Origin of the sequence: Longimicrobium sp. (assembly GCA_036389795.1) — a bacterium.
In the GTDB taxonomy this organism is placed as follows: domain Bacteria; phylum Gemmatimonadota; class Gemmatimonadetes; order Longimicrobiales; family Longimicrobiaceae; genus Longimicrobium.
The window spans coordinates 1-18,031 of sequence record DASVWD010000064.1 but is presented as its reverse complement, the minus strand read 5'-3'; the positions used below and the strand labels follow the sequence as shown (position 1 = coordinate 18,031).

At 76.7% G+C, this 18,031-nt stretch carries 13 protein-coding genes; 1 reads left to right on the top strand and 12 read right to left on the bottom strand.

The window, feature by feature from the left end; all coding sequences use genetic code 11:
- Positions 1-425: 425 nt before the first annotated feature.
- From VF746_08050 to VF746_08035, 4 genes are all read right to left on the bottom strand, one after another.
- Complete coding sequence (locus tag VF746_08050; protein ID HEX8692353.1) at positions 426-608, bottom strand: hypothetical protein; 183 nt, start codon at positions 606-608, stop codon at positions 426-428.
- A gap of 69 nt (positions 609-677) precedes the next feature.
- Positions 678-983, bottom strand: coding sequence for a DUF1330 domain-containing protein (locus tag VF746_08045; protein ID HEX8692352.1), 306 nt, complete (start codon positions 981-983; stop codon positions 678-680).
- Positions 980-2,158, bottom strand: coding sequence for a nitronate monooxygenase (locus VF746_08040; protein ID HEX8692351.1), 1,179 nt, complete (start codon positions 2,156-2,158; stop codon positions 980-982). The genes VF746_08045 and VF746_08040 overlap by 4 nt, the downstream gene beginning before the upstream one ends.
- Before the next feature lie 99 nt (positions 2,159-2,257).
- Positions 2,258-3,118 carry a hypothetical protein gene (locus VF746_08035; protein HEX8692350.1) on the bottom strand — a complete coding sequence of 287 codons (861 nt, stop codon included), beginning with the start codon at positions 3,116-3,118 and terminating at the stop codon, positions 2,258-2,260.
- 385 nt (positions 3,119-3,503) lie between these two features.
- Between VF746_08035 and VF746_08030 the strand changes: the two genes are divergently transcribed.
- Positions 3,504-3,875, top strand: a complete 372-nt coding sequence (locus VF746_08030; GenBank protein HEX8692349.1) for a hypothetical protein — start codon at positions 3,504-3,506, stop codon at positions 3,873-3,875.
- Between the two features lie 73 nt (positions 3,876-3,948).
- On the opposite strand, the gene VF746_08025 is transcribed toward VF746_08030, so the two are convergent.
- The 8 genes from VF746_08025 to VF746_07990 form a co-directional block, all read right to left on the bottom strand.
- Entirely contained in the window at positions 3,949-4,323 is a 375-nt protein-coding gene (locus VF746_08025) for a DUF5655 domain-containing protein (protein ID HEX8692348.1), read from the bottom strand.
- Between the two features lie 351 nt (positions 4,324-4,674).
- Positions 4,675-10,521 (bottom strand): hypothetical protein, encoded by a 5,847-nt coding sequence (locus tag VF746_08020; protein HEX8692347.1) that lies wholly within the window; start codon positions 10,519-10,521, stop codon positions 4,675-4,677.
- A gap of 522 nt (positions 10,522-11,043) precedes the next feature.
- Positions 11,044-11,952, bottom strand: coding sequence for a hypothetical protein (locus VF746_08015; protein HEX8692346.1), 909 nt, complete (start codon positions 11,950-11,952; stop codon positions 11,044-11,046).
- Positions 11,949-15,050: a FlgD immunoglobulin-like domain containing protein gene (locus tag VF746_08010; GenBank protein HEX8692345.1), complete on the bottom strand. Its 3,102-nt coding sequence runs from the start codon at positions 15,048-15,050 to the stop codon at positions 11,949-11,951. The genes VF746_08015 and VF746_08010 overlap by 4 nt, the downstream gene beginning before the upstream one ends.
- On the bottom strand, positions 15,047-15,547 hold the full coding sequence (locus VF746_08005; protein ID HEX8692344.1) for a hypothetical protein: 501 nt from the start codon (positions 15,545-15,547) through the stop codon (positions 15,047-15,049). Before VF746_08005 ends, VF746_08010 begins: the two co-directional genes overlap by 4 nt.
- Positions 15,548-15,579: 32 nt before the next feature.
- Positions 15,580-16,188 (bottom strand): hypothetical protein, encoded by a 609-nt coding sequence (locus VF746_08000; GenBank protein ID HEX8692343.1) that lies wholly within the window; start codon positions 16,186-16,188, stop codon positions 15,580-15,582.
- A gap of 29 nt (positions 16,189-16,217) precedes the next feature.
- Complete coding sequence (locus VF746_07995; protein ID HEX8692342.1) at positions 16,218-16,997, bottom strand: hypothetical protein; 780 nt, start codon at positions 16,995-16,997, stop codon at positions 16,218-16,220.
- Between the two features lie 371 nt (positions 16,998-17,368).
- A complete protein-coding gene (locus VF746_07990; GenBank protein ID HEX8692341.1) occupies positions 17,369-17,896 on the bottom strand; it encodes a hypothetical protein in 528 nt (175 codons plus the stop codon).
- Between the last annotated feature and the right edge of the window lie 135 nt (positions 17,897-18,031).

Genomic DNA, 18,031 nt, shown 5'->3' with positions numbered 1-18,031 from the left:
AACGAAAGAGTTTCTCCGTTTCACGCGAATCCCCCGGAAGCCGACTGCACCGCCGGGGGTGGGGCTCAAAGCTCGTGAATCGCGGGGAGCGCGGTTCGCGGGGGAAGAGCGGATCGGGAAGACGCAAACCAGGGGCCACGGTCTCCCGGATCGTTGTGCGCACCAATCACTTACCGGGAAGGATGGCAGATCGGGGGGCTTCGGACGACACCGCCTCGTAGAGAACGGCCCCACGCCGGGCGGCTGAAGCCGCGGCAACGGCGCAAAGCCCGCCTTCGCGGGCTCCTTCGGCGTGGACGCGGGTTCGGCGCGGGGAAGCTGGCTCGGGGGCGCGAAGCGCGCGGGCGCAGCCCGCAAGTCCGCGAAGGCGGACTTCGTGTAGTTGTTGCCGCGGTTTCCAACCGCCCGGCGACCCCGGCAGTCTCTCACGGCCGCCGCTCGAAGCGCACGCCCAGCACGCGCGGGGTGGCGACGGTGAAGGCGCCGGCGCGGCCGCGGGCGTCGCGGGTGAAGAGGACGAGCGCGTAGCCGTCGGTGAAGGCGTCGGGGCCGGCGGCGCGCAGCCGGGTCGCGTCCCGCCAGGGTGAGAAGATTCTTCGGCCCTGCAAAGATCCGTGCGGATGCCGGTCCGGTGTGGCCGGGCCTCGGAATGACGGCAAGACCGACCGTCCCGGACGCTACCGATCCGCGCCCGGGTCCAGTCCCTGGACGCAGAGCACCGAGCTTTCCGATGCGCGCCTGCGGTTCTCGGCGAGCGACTGGTACTCCGCCGACTCGAAGAGCCGCCGGGCCGAGTCGGGGTCCTCGAAGGCGAGCAGCACGACGCGGTCGGCGTCGCGGGGACCTTCCAGCCACCGGGGCGCGTAGTCGGCCGCGAGCACCCGGCCGCCGTGCCGGAGGATGAGCGGAAGCACGTCCGCGACGTACCGCTCGTACGTCTCGCGGTCGTGCACCCGGAGGAGCGCGATGTAGTAGGCGGTCATGCGGCCGGCGGCGTCTCGGGCGGGAGCAGCGCACGCGCATCGCGCCAGATGCGCGACAGGAGGTCGGCGGCCGGCTCGGGGCGCGCCAGGGCCGCTCCCTGCCCCGCCCACATCTGCATCGCGCCCGGGTCGCCGCGGCGCACCGCGTCGGCGCGCATGGCGGCGGTGAGCCCCCGCTGCACGGGATAGGGCGCCGGCGGCGGGGCGTCGGGCGCCGCGGCGGCGCGCACGTACTCCGTCGCGACCGCGCGGCCCAGCCGGCCCGAGAACGCGCGGGTGAGCATGGTGGCCTCGGGGTCGAGCTCCGCGAGCGCCGCGCCCCACGCGGGGGGCAGGCCCGACTCGGGACAGCGGAGCAGCGCCGTGCCGATGCTGGCCGCGCTCGCGCCGAGCTGGAGGGCGGCGGCGATCGTGCGGCCGTCCCCGATCCCCCCGGCCGCCACGAGCGGCACGTCCACCGAGTCGGCGACGCGGGGGAGGAGCGCGAACAGGCCGACGAGCGCGCGCTCGGCCATTCGCGCGTCGAACGCGCCGCGGTGGCCCCCCGCTTCCATCCCCTGCACCACCAGCGCGTCGGCCCCGGCCGAGGCGGCCTCCCGCGCCTCGGCCACGGTGGTCACGGTGGCGAAGTACGCGATCCCCGCCGCCTTGAGGCGGTCCACGAAAGCGGCCGGGTACAGGCCCATGATCGAGGAGACGGCGGTGGGCCGCGCCGCCAGCAGCGCCTCGCACTGGGCCTCGAAGTCCGGCGGGCGCAGGTCGCCGGCGCCGGGCGGCACGGGCGGGCCCCACCGCTCCAGGAAACGCGCGACGGCCGCTTCCGCCTCCGGGTCGCGCACGGGCGCCGGGTCGGGGATCCAGAGGTTGACCTGGAGCGGGCCGCCGCCGAGGGAGCGGAACGAGTCGACCCACTCGCCGATCTCCTCCGGCGGCATCAGGAGCGCCCCCAGCGCCCCCATTCCGCCCGAGCGGGCGACGGCCGCCGCCCGCCCGGGGGGACAGGCGCCGGCCATGGGCGCCTCCAGGATAGGGATGCGCAGGCCGAAGCGGCGGCGGAACTCGCCCACCCGCCTCCAGACGGGGTGGCTCGGGGCGGCCTCGCGGCCCGGAGACGCCGGATCGAAGCCCGTGCTTTGCGTCCTGTCGGTGGTCCCCGCGTCGTCCTGGTGATCCATCACCGTGGGCCTGGAAGGGTGGGTCCGGGTGCCTGGGGAGCGCTCATCCTAACAGGGAGCCTCCCGAATGCGACACCCGCGCCCGCCTCCCGGCCTCGTCTACCTCGCCCGCCAGCGGAAGGCGTCGAAGCGGGTGGTCCACTCCTGCGACCCGCCGTAGTGCCGCAGGCCGAAGCCGCCGGCCGGCAGCGGCGCGGAGTCGACGACGGAGCCGACGAGCTCGCCGTCGAGGTAGACGTTCAGCAGGCTCCCCTCGGCCTCGAAGCGCACCGTCCGCCGCTCGCCGCGCGGCCACGCGACGTCGGCGGTCCACAGCTCGCGGAAGCGGCCGCCGTCGCGCCGGTAGACCGCGAGGTTCTCGGCGCCGCGCGGCTCGGGGCCGGCGTCGTCGCGGATGGCGAGGAGGTAGTAGTTGGCGTTGTCCTGGAAGCGCAGCACCAGCCCGCCGTCGTCCGCGTGACTGGTGGACGCCTCCACCCACCCGTCGCCCATCGTGGCGCCGCTCCGGACCAGCACGCTCTGGTCGGCGTACCCCTCGCCGCTGATGCCGTCGCCGAGTCGCCAGGCGATGCCGTCGTCCGAATACGCGGTGTAGTCGCCCAGCGCCGTCACGGTGGCCGGGCCGCCCGCCGAGCGCCACCGCCACCCCGGCTCCGGGCCGCCCCGGGGAGCCGCCGCGCACCGGACGACGAGGGTGCGTGGGGAGTAGATCCCCGCGGTGGCGACGGTGACGAGCACGTTGGCCGGCGAGAAGCGGGTCTCGACCGACGCGATCCCCCAGCCGCACCGGGCCCCGACCTCCGCCGCCGAGGGAGCCACGAGCCCGCCCAGGTAGTACGGCGTCGTCTGCCGCACCACCTGGTCCGAAGGCATCGTGCCGGCGGCGACGGCCACGTGGAAGCGGTCCCCGAGCGAGAGGAGCGCCAGCAGGACCCAGAGAACGACGAGCACGCGTCGCATACGCACCTTCGCATCGAACGGGATCGGCAGGACCGGCGGTAACCACGCTTCCCGCGGGGCAGGCGCCGGGCCAGCGCCGATCTGGTTGCCGGAGAAGGAGATGGCGATTTCCCCGGCGCACCCGGCCGGCGGCTGTGAACGTCCACTGAACGCCCGCCGCCGTTCGGTGAACGCCGCGGCCCCCGAGGCGGGAAACGCCCCGGGGGCTGCGTGTCTGACTCCATGACGAAGAGGATCGGCCCGCCGGTAGCCGGGCTCCTCGGCCCGCGACTCGCAAAACCACCCAAGTGTCTGTTTTACATCGACTTACGATCAAACACCTGACGCGCTTCCGGCCCGCCTCTTGCTCTCCCCCGCGCCCCCATTCAACCGAAGGAGGAGCGAAATGCAGAAGCCCATCACCCCCCGCATCCACGGAATGATCGACTACGCCACCGTGCTCGCCACCGCCGCCGCGCCCACGCTGCTGGGCTTCCCGGCGCGGGCCGCCACGCTGGCGTACGGCCTGGCGGGGAGCTACCTGGGGCTCTCGGCGGTCACCGACTACCCGCTCTCCGCCCGGCGGATGGTGCCGTTCCGCACGCACGGCATCGCCGAGGCGGTCTCCGGGATGGCGCTGCCGGCGATGCCGTGGGCGCTGGGGTTCGCGCGGCACCGGGGCGCGCGCAACTTCTTCCTGGGCCTCACCGGGCTCACCTTCGCCGTCGCCGCCCTCACCGACTGGGGGAAGCGGCAGACCCCGCCCGAAGACGCCTGAGGCATCCCCGAAGGCAAGCGGGGGCGTGGATCGTCCACGCCCCCGCCCGCTCGTCTTCGTCTGCGCCGGCGGGCTACCGCTTCGCCGCGGCGAGCTGGTACGCGTCGCGGAGCCACCCGACGAGCTCGGCGTCGACGTCGTCGGGCGTGGCGAGGAGCAGCTCGTTGTGGAAGCGGTTGCGCGAGACCTGCTCCGTCTTGCGGATGCGCGGGCCGTCGATGGCGGCGGCGCTGCGGACGTTCAGCAGCAGCGCGCTCTTCCGCGGGTGCACGCCGGCGAAGGCGGGGCCTTCCGGGCCGGGCGCGAGGTGGATCGAGGTCTTCTTCGCGTCTTCCGCCACCTCGCCGAAGCCGCGGAGCGCGATGAGCAGGCGGCCGTACGTCTGCCGCACCGTCTCGCTCGCGTCGGCGAGCAGGGCGTCGACCGTGTAGCCGGGCGCAGTATCCACGTGTCCTCCGCTGGTTCAGGGCCGCCGGACGGCATGCGTCGATTCCGACCGGGATGGCGCCGCGCACCGGTGCGGACCGCCCGGCCCGGACGAAGCCACGATACTGCTCCTCGTGCCGCGGGTCGAGACTTTCGTCGGCGCGCGAAGCTCGCCAAGCGGTGTCCTGATCGCACGAGAGACACGGAGCACCCTCGGCGTTCCCGGTGCCCCGTGTCTCTGCGTTTCAGCGTGGGCCCTGTTGATTTCCCCCGGATCGGGGCTCATACCACTTTGCAGAGCATCGTTCGGGTACAGCTTTCTGATAAAGCATCCAATCTGTTCGGGACCAGAACAATGCTCGGCAATCTGGCATCACCTCTCCGGGACGGCGGGCGGAGGAGGAAGGGCCGGCTGCGGAAGGGTCGCGGGCGCGCCCCCGGCGCCGCTTCCCCAGGCGAACTCGGCGAAGAGGCCCACCTGCAGCTGGCGCAGGCCGGTGAGCTCGGTGGTGCGGCTGCGGCGCTCGCCGTAGTCGGCGCTCAGGCCGAAGGTGACCCCCGCGGCGCGCGTGTCCGCCTGGAAGCGCGCGCCCCGGTCCAGCGTGCGGCTGAACGCGCTGGCGCCCGTGCACGCCGGCGCCTCGGGGGTGAGGCGGCACTCCCACCGCTCCGAGGAGCGCAGCGCCAGCGACAGGGTGAGCGGCGCGAGCGTGCGCCCCCGCAGGAGCGAGCGGGGGAGCGGGACCGAGCCCCCGAGCGTGAGCGTGTGGTCGGCCCCGCGGCTCTCCATCCGCGCGGCCGGCGCGGCCGCCGTCTGCGCGCTCCACTCCCCCTGGTAGGTGGTGGTGATCCCCCCCGCCCACACCAGCGAGGCCCGCAGCGGCGCCGCCCCGCCGGACGAGCCCTGCGCCACCCCGCCCGCGTCGTCGTCGCGCCGCAGCTCGCGCCGGCGGTACCCGGCCGAGAAGGACGCCGAGCGCAGCACGCCGCCCAGCGCCGCCGGGACGCGCGCCGCGCTCCACTCCAGCGACACGTCGGGCCAGCTCCGCTCCCGCTCCACGCGGCCGCTCCGCGCCCCGAACACCTCGGTGCGCCGCTCGTCGAACGCCACCCCCACCCCCAGCGTCCCGGCGAGGTCCAGCCGCCCCCGCGCGCTCCACGTCCCCGCCGACGACGCCGACGAGGCGGAGTCGGCGCCCGCGCGGAGGAAGCCGCCCGCGCCCCCCCACCCGAGCTGGTACGGGAGCGGCGCGGCCGAGCCCACCCGCTCGAAGCGCGACTGCAGCGTGTTCCCCCACCCCACCTCGAGCGGCCCCAGCGCCCCCAGCAGCCACCCGAGCGCCCCCGCCCCGCCGGCCGAGTCGCCGGCGGGCGCCAGCAGGCGCGCCAGCGCGCCGGGGTCCACGCGCAGGCGCGCCGCCGTCTCGCGCCGCGCGCCGAAGCTACGCAGCCGCTCCGCCGAGTCGGGGGCGGCCCCGGGGAACGCCTCCGGGTCCTCGGCCAGGTCGAAGGCGCCCTTCACCTGCACGTCGCCCGAGAGCCACGCGGCGGGGCGCGGCGTCCAGGCGAGCTGCGTGGCCACCGAGCGCTCCGCCTCGCGCCCCGCGCCCAGCCGCGCCGCCGGGGCTTGCGCGCCGCCCTCGGCCGGGACGGCCGCCGTGTCGCGCCCCGGCGCCAGCAGGTCGCGCGTGGAGCGGAGCGCCACGTCGGCCGAGAGCGCGGGGAACGGCTGGAACCCCACCAGGAGCTGCTGCACCAGCCGGCTGCCGCGGCTGGCCAGCGGCCGGGCGAGCGTGTCGGCCGCGCTCCCCAGCGGGCCGGGGTAGCGGACCTGCTCGTCGCGCGCGTCCAGCAGCTCGTGGGTGAGCGAGACGGTGGCGGGGGTCCAGGTGAGCCGGAGCGGCGCCGCGCCCAGCACCCCGCCGGGGAGGAGCGCCAGCGAGCGCTGCCGGGGGTGCAGCTCGTACCCCAGCCACGCCGCCAGCGCCGAGCGCCGCGACGACTGGTACGCCGTCCCGGTCTCGGCCGAGGAGTACTCCACGCGCAGCGCCAGCGGGTCCAGGAGGGCGCGGGCCAGCCCGGAGCGGCCGGGGAGCTCGCGGCGCACCTCCAGGCGCACGTCGGTGCTCTTCTGCCCGGGCCGGCGCACGCCCTGCAGCCCCGCCGCGGGGAGGTCGGTGCCGTCCAGGAAGACGGGCTCGGAGCCGGCGCCGGAGTGGCGCACGCGCAGCGGGGCCCGGAGCCCCCACCCCCGCGGCGCCAGGGCCCCCAGCTCCAGCGTGGCGTCCAGCGTGAGCGCCGCGTCGCTCCGGTACGAGGGGCCGCCGCCCGGCGCGCGGAAGTAGCCGTCCTGCCGGGTGTACGACACCTCGCCCCGCAGGAGCCCTCCGCCCACCACCGACAGGGTGGCGTGCGCGGCCGCGCCGGCCCGGCGCTCGGCCCCGGCCAGGCGCAGGTCGTCGACCCACACCTCGCCGTCGGCGGGGAGGGCGCCGCCGTTCCACACCGCCAGCGACACCTCGCGCACGGCGGCCAGGTTGGGGGCCCGCCCGCGCTCGGTGAGGACCACGGCGTAGGCGCTGTCGGCGTCCCACACCACCAGCGGCCCCCGCGCGCCGGGTGCGCGCTCCTGCAGGCGGGCCTCGGCCTCGGCGCGCAGCGCCTGCCAGCGCGCCAGCTCCACCACCACCTCGGCCCCCCAGTCGGCCGCGGAGCGGGGCGCGCCCACGGGGGCCAGGGCGACGCGGTACAGGTAGTGGTCGCCGTCGCCGTTGCCCGCGCGCACCACCAGCCGCTCGCCGCCCTCGCCCCAGCGCCCGCGGCGGGCCAGCGCCCAGAAGCGCAGCTCGCGGTACGCCAGGAAGCTGCGCGGCGCCTGCGGGAGGGGGAGGTGCGCCTCGGCCCGGTCGCCCGGGCCCACCCCGGCGTAGCGCAGCCGGAGCGACTTCTCGTTGAACTCGGCCCCGCCGAGCGCGGCGGCGCCGCCCCGCGCGTCCTGCAGCCGGTCGCCGATCCCCGGCGGCGAGACGTAGCCGTCGCCCGCCGCGAGCCGGCTCACGTGGTCGACCTCCAGCCGCCCGGAGGCCGCGGTGTCGGCGCCCGCCAGCCCGCGCGCCACCCCGGCGGCGGAGCGCTTCTGCCACTGCGACCCCGTGAGCCGCGGCCGCGCCAGCGAGAGCCGCGCCGGGCCCTCGCCCGCGAGCGTGAGCCGCAGGTGCGCCACCGCGCGCAGGTCGTCGCCCGCGCCGCCCCGCAGGGGGACGCGGTAGAGGCGGAACGAGGTCCCCGTCTCGGCGGTGTCGCGCACCAGGTACGGCGAGCCCCCGCCCAGCGCCACCACGTAGCGCGCGACCCGCTCGGCGGTGTCGAGCACTCCGTTGCCGTTCAGGTCCTCGGTGTCCTGCGCCCCGTTCCCCCGGGCGCAGTTGGCGAGCGGGTCGCCCAGCGGGTACGACTCGCCGGGGGCGGCGCGGCACTCCTCGCCCCACATCCCCCGCTCGTCGTGGGCGGGGGTCCACGCCTCGGCCGCAGGGTCCCACTCGCGGTCCAGCACCCCGGCGCCCCGCGGGCTCCCGTCTTCACCCAGCGCCAGCGCGTCCTCGCTCACCGTCCCCAGCTCCACCACCAGCGCCTGGCCGGGGGCGCCGCCGCGGGCGTAGAACTCCAGGAAGGCGTGGTCGCGCAGGTCGCGCCCGGTGGGGCTCAGCACGGCGGTGACCGAGCGCCACGCCGGGCCGGGGGCGCGGGGCTCGAGCGAGAGGTGCAGCACCCCGGAGGTGCGCCCCCCCTGCGTCACCCGGAGCAGGGTGTCCACCTCGGCGGTGCGCACGCCGCTGGTGGCGCGCCCCCCCGCCTCGCGCACGTCGTGCTGCCACACCAGCCGCCCGGCCGTGGAGGCGTCGAAGGCGGCGGGAAAACCGGGGGCGCCCCCCGCGGGCGGGTCGGCCGGGGCGCTCCCCAGCCGCCACGACTGCCGCTGCACGGGGACCGGGATCTCCCCCGCGTCCTCGAAGTCGTCCAGGTACGCCGCGTCCATGCCCGCGCCGGTGGGGGCCGAGACCGCCACCTCGCCCGAGAGGCGCACCTCGGAGCGCTCGCCGCCGCGCGCGCCGGGGAGCGCGGCGAGCATGCGGGTGAGCCAGGGCGCCCCCCACGCGGCCGCGAGCGCCGCCCCGCCGAAGAAGAGCCCGGCCGGCTCGGCGCCCAGCGGCGGGCGCGCCAGCGGCGAGCTCTCGCGCTGCGACACGCCCAGGAGCGAGAGCTCGCCCGCCCCGCCCAGGGGGACGCGGGCGCGCAGCCCCGCCGCCCAGGTGGGGCTCTCGGGGAAGAGGGTGCGCTCCTGGAAGGTGACGCGCAGCTCCGAGTCGGGGCCGAGCGCCGCCAGGGCGCCGGGGTCGCGCAGGTGCACCTCGCCCACGTCGTAGAGGATCTCGTAGTCGACCCCCCGCCGCAGCTGCCGCCCGCCCAGGAAGACGCGCTCGCTCCCCTCCTGCACCATGGCCGCGCCCAGCGGGAAGACGGCCTGCGCGCGGGCGCCGCCCCCGCCGGCGCGGTACGCGGTGGTGAGGCGGAAGCGCGCGGCCGCCTGCCGCTCGCGCAGGTCCGCCGCCTCGTACAGGGCCGGGTTGGCCGCCTCGCCCAGCGCGGCGGCCGCCTGCCCGGCGGTGAGCCGGGCCGAGGGGACGGCCGGGGGCTCGGCGAAGGGGCGCAGCGTGGGGAACACCAGCCAGGTGCCGCGCAGCACCGGGTCCACCTCCTCGCGCGCCGGGCGGTAGAGGCGCGCGGGGTCCACGGCGTCTGCGGGGGCGGCCTCGTCGAGCCCGAAGAGGCGCAGGTACGGCACCGCCGCGCCGCCGGCCGGGTGGGGGCGCGAGAGGTCGCCGCCGCCCGGCTCGCCGCGCGAGATCACGATCCGCACCGAGGCGGGCTCCACCTCGTCGGCGGTGGAGAGGAGGTAGACGTGGCGCATCTCCAGCGGCCAGGTGGAGGCCCCGGGCCGGTGCGCCGCGCGCGGCCCGCGCAGGAGCCGCGCCTCGCGCACCCCGAGCGGGCCCGGCGCGGGGTCGCCCACCGGCGTCCCGTCCGCGCTCACGTACGCCACGGCGAGCGCCTCCTCGTCGCCCAGCGGGGTGCGCAGCGCCAGCCAGGCGCCGCTGGGGTGCAGGTGGTAGTCGACCCCCGGGGCCAGGAGGCGGAAGGGGCCGGCCACCGCCTCGGCGGCGCGCGCCGGGTCGGCCGGGGCGGCGCGCAGGAGGACGGTGGAGCCGTCGGGCGCGGGCTGGGTCCCCGCGTAGCGGAAGAGCTGCACCCCGGCGCGGGGGACGAGCGCCGCCGGGGCGTCGCGCGCGGTGAGGGCGCGCACGTCCAGGTGCGGGTGGCCGCGCAGGGCGGCGGGGTCGAAGAGGAAGAAGAACTGCCCCGCGGCGTAGCCGGCGTCGTCTAGCGCGCCGCGGTGCTCCTCGGCCACGCCGCCACTGCCCAGGGCGCGCCGGAACTCGCGCCGCGACACGCTCGCGGTGCGCCGCGAGAAGAGCGCCTGGACCTCGGCCGGCCCGGCGCTCCCCGTGGCCAGCACGCCGATCCCCGCCGCGGGGGCGCCCGCGCCCAGGAAGCGCGACGCGGGCGGCGCCAGCGACACCACCCCCGCGTCCACCCTGCGCAGCGCCTCGCCCGCGCGCCCCTCGTACGAGAGGCGCAGGTTGTTGGTGGCGTCGAACCCGCGCGCGGGGTCGTAGTCCACGTCCACCCGCACGCGGCCGAAGAGCGTCCCGCGCGCCACCGCGGCCACGTTCACGTCGGGCTCCAGCGTGGGGACCGCCGGCGCGTCGCAGCGCAGCGACACCAGGCCGCTGCACGGCTCCACCCGCCGCCACGCGCCGCCCAGCGTCGCCCGCCCGCGCAGCCCCACCGCCAGCTCGCCGTACCGCCCCAGGTCCAGCACCCCGGCGCGCGCCGTGTCCGCCCGCGCCGCGAGCGGCCCGGGCGCCCCGACCGGAGCCGGCGACCACGGCGTGGCCAGGAACGCGGGCGCCGGCCCCGCCGGGAACGGGAGCGCCACGCCGGGCGACGGCGGACGCGAGCCCGCCGGCACCGTGTCCCCGCCCGCCGTCCCGGGGACGGACGAGACGGGGAGCGAGGGAAGGAAGGGAAGCGCCGCGGACGGGAACGCCGCCGCGGCGCCCGCGGTGATCCCGATCGCCGGGATCACCGTCGTCCGCACGGAATCCACCGGTCCGCGGACGGGTCCGGCGGGTCCAGGGACGGCGCCCGCCACCCGGACGGAATCCACCGCTCCACCGGCGGACGCTGCCGTGCGGACGGAATCCACCGATCGACCGGAGGAATCCGCCGAACGGACGGAATCCACCGCTCCACCGGCGGACGCTGCCGTGCGGACGGAATCCACCGATCGACCCTCCGAACGGACGGAATTCACCGCTCCACCGGCGGACGCTGCCGTGCGGACGGAATCCACCGATTTACCGGAGGAATCCGCCGAACGGACGGAGTTCGCCGCTCCGCCGGACGGCGCGGGCGCGCCGGGGGTGGACAGGCAGCCGCCCACGGCCAGGAGCACGGCGCCGAGCCGCGCGGCGCGCGGCAGCCGCGCGCCGGTCCCGGGGCGGCCGCCGGAGCGGACGCCCGCATGTAGTTCGAAAGACATCGCAGGGGACGGCGGTCCCCGGCGCGGGCGCGGCGGACCTCGCCGCGCCCGCGCCGGAGGGTGGGGGTGCGCCCGGTCCTACCAGCGCACCGAGAGCGTCAGGAACGTCTCGTCGCCGAGCGTTCCTCCCAGCGCCTGCGCCAGGTCCAGCCTGACGCCGGCCACCTCCGCCCCCGCGCCGAGCGACCAGCTGCGCTCGGCGCCCCCATCGCCGTACGGGTTGGCCAGGGAGCGCCACCCGCCGCGCCCTGCCAGCCGCACCGGCCCCGCGTCGAACGCCGCCTCCACCCCGGCGTGCAGGTCGGCCCCGCCGCCGCCCGTGGTGGGGAGCGCCACGTCGGCCGCGGCGGCCAGCCCCGCGCCGCGCGCCCGCCCCGCCCACGCCAGCCCGGTGCGCACCTGCGTGGGGAGGCGGACCTCCTCCCCCTCGCCGCCCTCCATGCGCCCCGCGTGGACGAGCGCCGCGCCCGCACGCACGCCCCGGCCCAGCGACGCCTGGGCCCCGGCGTCAAGCGCCCACCCCGAGGAGCGGGCGCCCAGGTAGTCGGTGTCCAGCCGCGCGGCCGACGCGCCCACCGCCACCCGCCCGCCCGCCAGGGCCAGCGAGTAGCCCAGCCCCACGGCCTGCTCGCCGGCGCCCAGGTCGTCCAGCCCCAGGTCCTCGGCCACCTTCCCCCAGTCGCGCCGGCGGAAGGTGAGCTCCAGCGTCCCCCAGCGCCCCCCGTGCGCGACCGACACGTGCGTGTCCTCCGCGTCCGAGGGGGCCAGGTGCCGCGAGAGCTGCGTCCCCCGCGCCCCGGCCGCGGCGGCCGGGTTGAGCGGGCTCGCCTCCATTCCCAAGAGCGCCGTCCCCGCGCCGCCCAGCGCCGCGGTGCGCGCGTTCCACGCCTCGAACGGGAAGGTCGAGGCGGCCGCGCCCTCCTGGGCGCGTGCCCTCCCCGCCGAAGCGAGGAGGAGCACGCCGCCGACCAGTGCCGCGGCCCTCACGGGACCACCACCAGGCGGGTGGTGGCGCGGAAGCCCGGGGCCTCCATCACCGCCACGTAGACCCCCGGCGCGGCCTTCGCGCCGCGCTCGTCCGCGCCGTCCCACTGCACGCGGTACGCGCCGGGCTCGTGCGTCTCGTCCACCAGCCTCCGCACCAGCCGGCCGCGGGCGTCGTAGACCTTCACCTGCACCCGCACCGGCTCGCCGTCGGGGACCGCGAAGGCCAGCGCGGTGATCCCGTGCCGCCGCACCAGGTCGCGCAGCGCCGGCGCCGCCGGGGCGGCCTCGGCCCCCTCGCGGCTCAGGAGCGCCGGGACCTCGGAGGGCGAGATCGAGCGCACCCCGGGGCCCGCGCCCGGCTCGGGTGGGGCCTGCGCCAGCCGGAAGCGGTCGATCCCGCTCCTCCGGCTCGCGGCGGCCGCGCTCACCATCCCGGTGCGCGGCACCCGCGCCGCCTGCTCGCGCAGCTCGTCGAGCGAGCGGGCGCGCAGCACCACCAGCCCCACCACCGCCTCGCGCTCCAGGGCCAGCCCCGACAGCGCGATCACGAAGCGCACGTCGCCCGGCCGGCCGGTCAGCCGGTCCTCGCCCGCCGCGAGCTCCGCGTACGCCGCGCTGTCGGAGGGCGGGTCCAGCCAGCGCGTCTGCCGCTCCGTCGAGAACTGGCGGACCGAGGCGCGCGCCCCCTGCGGCAGGTCGGTGAGCACGTAGCCCACCGCCCCGCTGTCGGGGTCGGCCACCCACACCAGCCCGGTCTGGGCGTCCACTCCCAGCCGGTCGTCGTGCGGCACGGCCCCCAGGTCGGGGTCGAGCGCCAGCCCGGCGAGCGCGCCGCCGGCCGCCCCGTCCTTCTCCAGGAGCGCCGCGCCGCCCGCGGGAGCGCGCGCCTGGAGCCGCACCGCGTAGCTCTCGCGCCCCTCGCCCCCCGCGTCCAACCGCCGGAACGCCGCCCGCGCGCCGATGCGGCCGGGGCGCCGCTCGTTCTCCTGCACCGCCTCGCCCTGGCGGCCGGCCAGCGCGTTCGGCCACCCGCCGCCGCGCGCCTCGTGCTTGCCGGCCAGCGAGTAGAGCTGCACCACCTGCGGGCCCCTGGCCGTGGCCCGCCCGATCCAGGCGCCCGCGCCGAAGTGGCCGCCCTCGCGCGTGGGCTGCTCGGGCGCGGCGCCGGGGCCGCGCAGCGGGTCCAGCACGCCCAGCACCACCTTCCCGCGCACCGGCACCGACACCGTGCGCGCCGAGTCGGCCGGGCCCTCCCTCAGCATCGGCTCGACCACGCAGGGCGGAATGTCGCAGTAGCCGCCGTAGGTCCCGGCCACGTAGGTGCTGGCGTAGCCCGAAGCGCGCTCGCCGCTGGAGGTGCGCGTGGCGCTCACCCGCCAGTCGATCCCCATGTCCTCGCCCGAGAGCGGGTAGATCGTCGCCGAGCTGTTCTGCTGGTAGTCCCAGTCGAACCAGCCGCTGGAGTACCCGGAGTTGTAGTAGGTGTCCATCCGCTCCCACACCCACGCGGTGGCGTCGGACGAGGCGCTCCCGTACAGGTAGTGGGTGCCGGCGGAGCTCACGTACCCGGGCGCCTGCGCGCTCACCAGGAAGCCGAACGCGAACGAGGTCTGCGCCACCAGCGGCGGGTCGGAGTCGTCGTAGGTGTAGCCGCTCCGGTGCTGCACCTGGACCGTGTAGGTCCCCGCGGGCGACACGGTGCCGTTGGCCTCGCGCCCGTTCCAGTAGACCGACATCCACCCCGCCGAGACGTAGGTCTCGCCGAAGTCGCGCACCACGGTGCTGCCGCGCTTCAGCAGCACGCGGTAGCTCCCCGTCCCCGTGAACAGGAACGAGAAGGTGGCGTCCTTCGGGCTGGCCGCCTCGTTGACGGCCGCCGCCAGGTTGCGCACGCTGGCCCCCAGCCGGTGCATCTGCCCGCCGGTGGAGGGGCTCCAGCGCTCGGTGGTCTGCGCGTACGGGAGGCCGCGCGACACGATCTGCCCGTACGAGTCGCTGGTGTAGCGGTAGACCACCTCGGTGTCGGTGGGGTCGTTGAACGAGCCGACGCTCCACGTCCACCCCTGCCCGTACTCCTCCAGGGGCGAGAGCGAGTACGACGACAGCTTCACCAGCACGTCGCGGCCGCGGTCGGCCACCACCAGGTCGCCGTACGCGTCGCGGCTGATCCCCTGCAGCTCCGCCCCGTCAATCGGCGCCGAATTGCGCGCCGGGTAGGGGCTGGAGGCGGGGACCGAGGAGACGCTGGTGTCGTAGTACCACAGCGACACCCGCCGATTCCCCGTGTCGGAGACGTAGACGTCGGCGTAGAGCGAGCTGAAGGAGCGCACCGCGATCCCGCGCGGCTCGCTCATCTGCCCGCTCCCCGCGCCCGAGGCGCCGAAGGAGCCCAGGTAGCTCTTCGACATCGTCCCCCCGGCCGGGTTCAGCCCCACCTGGTAGACCACGATGCGGTCGTTGCCGGTGTCGGCGATGAAGAGCCGGTCGTCGGCCATCGACCAGGTGACGGCCGGGTCCCACGCCACGTCGTGCGGCGAGCTCAGCCGGATCCCCGACTCGGCGCCGTCGAGGGTCCCCAGCCAGCGCACGCACTGGCAGGAGGAGCCCAGCCCCAGCACCACGACGCGGTTGTTGTAGGCGTCGGCCACGAACGCCACGTGCCACTCGCCGTCGCTGCGGGTGATGTCCACCCCGCGGGGGCCGTTGAACTGCCCCACCCCCGCGCCGTAGCTGCCGTAGCCGTGCACGAACGAGTTGCTCCGCCCCCAGATCAGGCGGTTCCACTTCGGGTCGCTCCCCACCGACACCGAGCGCTGGCACTCCTGCTCGGAGTCCACGCTGGTGCAGTGGGTGGCGGTCGCCCAGGTCTCGGCGAACATGGGCGTGCCCAGCTTGTTCTGCGTGAAGGTCTGGTGCACCCGGTCGGTCTCCACGTCGCGGCAGCTGCTGATCCCCAGGAAGCTGCTGCAGATGCGCTCGTCGATGGCCCGGGTGGCCAGGAAGGTCTGCGCGGCGGCCGGGCGCGCCGCGGCGGGGGCGAGCGACGCCCCCAGCGCGGCCAGGGCGCCCAGGGCGGCGCGGCGGGCGAGGGCGCTCATCGCGCACCTCCGCGCCCGAGTTCCGCGGTGAGCGCGGCGATGCGCGCGGCGAGCCCCTCGTGCCGGTCCAGCACCCACCCGTCGGCGGTGCGGCGGAAGAAGAGCCGCACGGGGGCCGACTCGCCCTCGGCGGTGGCCAGGAAGACGCGCGCGGTGGCCGCCAGGCGCTCGGCGCCCTCGGGCTTCACGTCGGTCACCTGGATCTGCAGGTCCCAGGCGGGCCCCAGCTCGGGGCGCGGGCGGGGGCGCCGGCGGCGGGCGGCCGCCTCGGCGAGCTGGCGGGCCTGCGTCTCCAGCCCGCTGTTGGGGAAGAGGCGGGCGTCGACGGCGCCGTGGCGGAGCATCTCGGCCAGCTTGTGGACCTCGAGCCCCACGGCGAACGCCGGGTCCACCTCGGCGCGCGGGGCCAGGCCTTCGGCGCGCGACTGCGCCGCCGCGCCGCCCGTGGCGGCGAAGGCGGCCAGGAGCGCCCCGGCGAAGATCGTTGCGAGCTTCATGGCGAAGTTCCGTTGAGGGTTGGCGGTGCGGCTCACGGCCGGCTCCTTTCCATCGCTTCCAGCGCCCGCTGGATCTCCTCGCGCACCGCGGGGCGCCCCTCGGCGCGGCGGCGGGCGGACAGGATCGAGCGCGCCTGCTCGGAGCGGGTGCGGCCCAGCGAGTGGGCCGCCATCAGGCTCTCCTCCTCGTCGCCGCGCTCCAGCGCCCGCTGCAGGCGCTGCAGCACGCCGGGCGAGGGCGCGCGGGTGGAGCCCAGGGCGTACAGGTTGGTCAGGCGCAGCGGGTCGGCGGGCCCCAGGGCGTCGAAGAAGCGCTCCAGGAAGCGGAACGCCTCCTCCTGCTGCGTGGCACCCAGCACCAGCAGCGCGTTGGAGCGGTTCAGGTACGGCTGGCGGGCGTCCTCGGCCACCGCCATCAGCGCCCGGGCGAAGTCGGGGCGGCCCTTCACCTCGTCGAAGCGGTCGTACGCCTGCTCGGCGCTCCGCAGCCGCTCCTCGACCACCCACTCCTTGGTGATCGTCGCGGGGATCGGGGCCTGGGCCGCCGCCGGACGCGCCGCCAGGAGGAGCGCGGCGGCGGCCGCCAGCGCCGCCAGGCGCGCCCTCCCCGCCAGGGGCCGGGTGGATCGGTCGGGATACATCGTGGTCTCCGGGAAAGGGTTTTCTCTGGTCACGGGATCGCCGTCCCCAGCACGGGGCCCTGCTGCCGCGCGAAGCTGCACTGGTCGGGACGGAGGACGTTGCCGGTGAAGAAGTTCGGGTCGGCCATCAGGTTGCCTTCCTCGTTCACGTGCGTCAGCTCCATCAGGTGCCCGAACTCGTGGCCCAGGACGGTCGGCTTGGTGCTCGACATTTCCAGGATGCGCCCGTTGATGAACACGGCGTGCGCCTGGGCCAGGGTCACCCCGGCCACTTCCTGCACCTGATCGTCCGACACGCCGGGGCGGATCTTGTAGAGCACGGGACCGCGGACCAGCCACACGTGGTTCGGGCCCGGCGGGGAGAAGATCTGCGGCTGGTTGTTGTAGTAGAGCGCCTGCAACTCCAGGCTCTGGTCTGCCAGGTCGGAGCGGTTGCTCAGCGCCACGATGATCCTGGTGATCCGGTACGTGGGGTTGGAGGAGCTGCGCAGGTCGCGGACGCCGTAGGTGGCGAAGTCGGCGCCCATGCGCTGCACGTCGACGTTGCACCCCGGCGTGTTCTTCCAGACGTTGCGCGCGAGCGCGTCGTGGTCGTTCACGATGAAGGGCTTGGCGGCGGTGGGGTCGCATTCGCGCCCCGAGCACGGGTAGTAGACCCGGTACAGGTTGTAGCGGAGCCGCAGCGGGGTGCCGGGGTTGATCGGTTCGGGCGGCGGCTGCGTCCCCGACTTCGAGCCGGAGTCGCAGGCCGCGAGCGCGGCCGCGGCCAGCAGCAGGCGCGCCGCTCGTCGGAAGGGTGTGGCTTTCATGACGCTCCTCGAGGGTGGGAGAACGGGATGCCACGGACCGCGTGGCGGCTGGCGGGCGCTGCGGCGCGCAACGGGGCCTGCGGGGCGGAGGCGACGGGAGGGCGAGGGCGAGCCGGTGCACTATGTAAACATTTGTTTACACGGGTGCGTACGCCCGGGCCGTCGTGGCGGTCCGGAACCGAAGTTGTTGCCGTTGGACGATTTGCGACCGTAGCCGCGCGGGGAGCGCGGTGCGTGCGATCAGAGGTTTGCCGAATTCCTTCCGCGGCGGAAGTGCCCCGTCACAAAGTGGGACGCATCAGGACAGAGTGCGGTCCGGCGGGGCGCGGGGCGGAGCGGGAAGGCTGCAACGGCGCGGGGGCCGGGCGGGCTCAGGGGGCGGGCGGCGGGGCGAAGCGGACGGTGCGCAGGGCGGCCAGGAGCGCCTCGGCCTCCTCGCGGTCGGGCGCCTCGGCCCACACCGTGAGCCGGGCGCCGGGCGGGACGTCGGCCCAGGTGGCGGCCGCGGCGTAGCGGTTGCCCGCGGCGTTCGGGCGCTCCCACCGGCCCGTCATCACCTCGGCCTCGACCCCGCCGATGGTCTCGCGGCAGCGCGCGCGCACCTCGAGCCCGGCCGGGAGGATGCGGAGCGCGCTGGCGTACGCGCCGTAGTCGAAGTGCACGTACGCGGGCCCTTCGGCCGCCTCGTAGCGGCGGCTCCACTGGTCGGTGGAGACCACGTCCAGCTCGCGGAACCCCGGGGGGAGGCGGAAGGAGAGGGGCTGCCGCTCGACGCCCTGCCACCCCTCCTGCGCCACCCGGGGCGCCGGGCACGGCGGAGGCGCCTCCGCCCCCCCGCCGCACCCCGCCGCGGCGAGGGCGCCGAGCACCATCCAGAGCGAGCGTCGCGGCGTGCGCATCGGGGAACGCGGGAGCGGGGGAGCGGGACCTGCGGCCGGGAAGGCCGCCCGCGTGGAAGGGCTGCACGGCCCGGGCCATTTCCCCCCCGCTCCGCGTCTCAGTTTGTCCTTCCGGCAGCCTCCGGCAGGCGAGAG

Coding starts and splice junctions, on each gene's coding strand:
- VF746_08045 (HEX8692352.1), bottom strand. CDS start 983: ATGACCGCCTACTACATCGCGCTCCTCCGGGTGCACGACCGCGAGACG.
- VF746_08040 (HEX8692351.1), bottom strand. CDS start 2,158: ATGGATCACCAGGACGACGCGGGGACCACCGACAGGACGCAAAGCACG.
- VF746_08035 (HEX8692350.1), bottom strand. CDS start 3,118: ATGCGACGCGTGCTCGTCGTTCTCTGGGTCCTGCTGGCGCTCCTCTCG.
- VF746_08030 (HEX8692349.1), top strand. CDS start 3,504: ATGCAGAAGCCCATCACCCCCCGCATCCACGGAATGATCGACTACGCC.
- VF746_08010 (HEX8692345.1), bottom strand. CDS start 15,050: ATGAGCGCCCTCGCCCGCCGCGCCGCCCTGGGCGCCCTGGCCGCGCTG.
- VF746_08005 (HEX8692344.1), bottom strand. CDS start 15,547: ATGAAGCTCGCAACGATCTTCGCCGGGGCGCTCCTGGCCGCCTTCGCC.
- VF746_08000 (HEX8692343.1), bottom strand. CDS start 16,188: ATGTATCCCGACCGATCCACCCGGCCCCTGGCGGGGAGGGCGCGCCTG.
- VF746_07995 (HEX8692342.1), bottom strand. CDS start 16,997: ATGAAAGCCACACCCTTCCGACGAGCGGCGCGCCTGCTGCTGGCCGCG.
- VF746_07990 (HEX8692341.1), bottom strand. CDS start 17,896: ATGCGCACGCCGCGACGCTCGCTCTGGATGGTGCTCGGCGCCCTCGCC.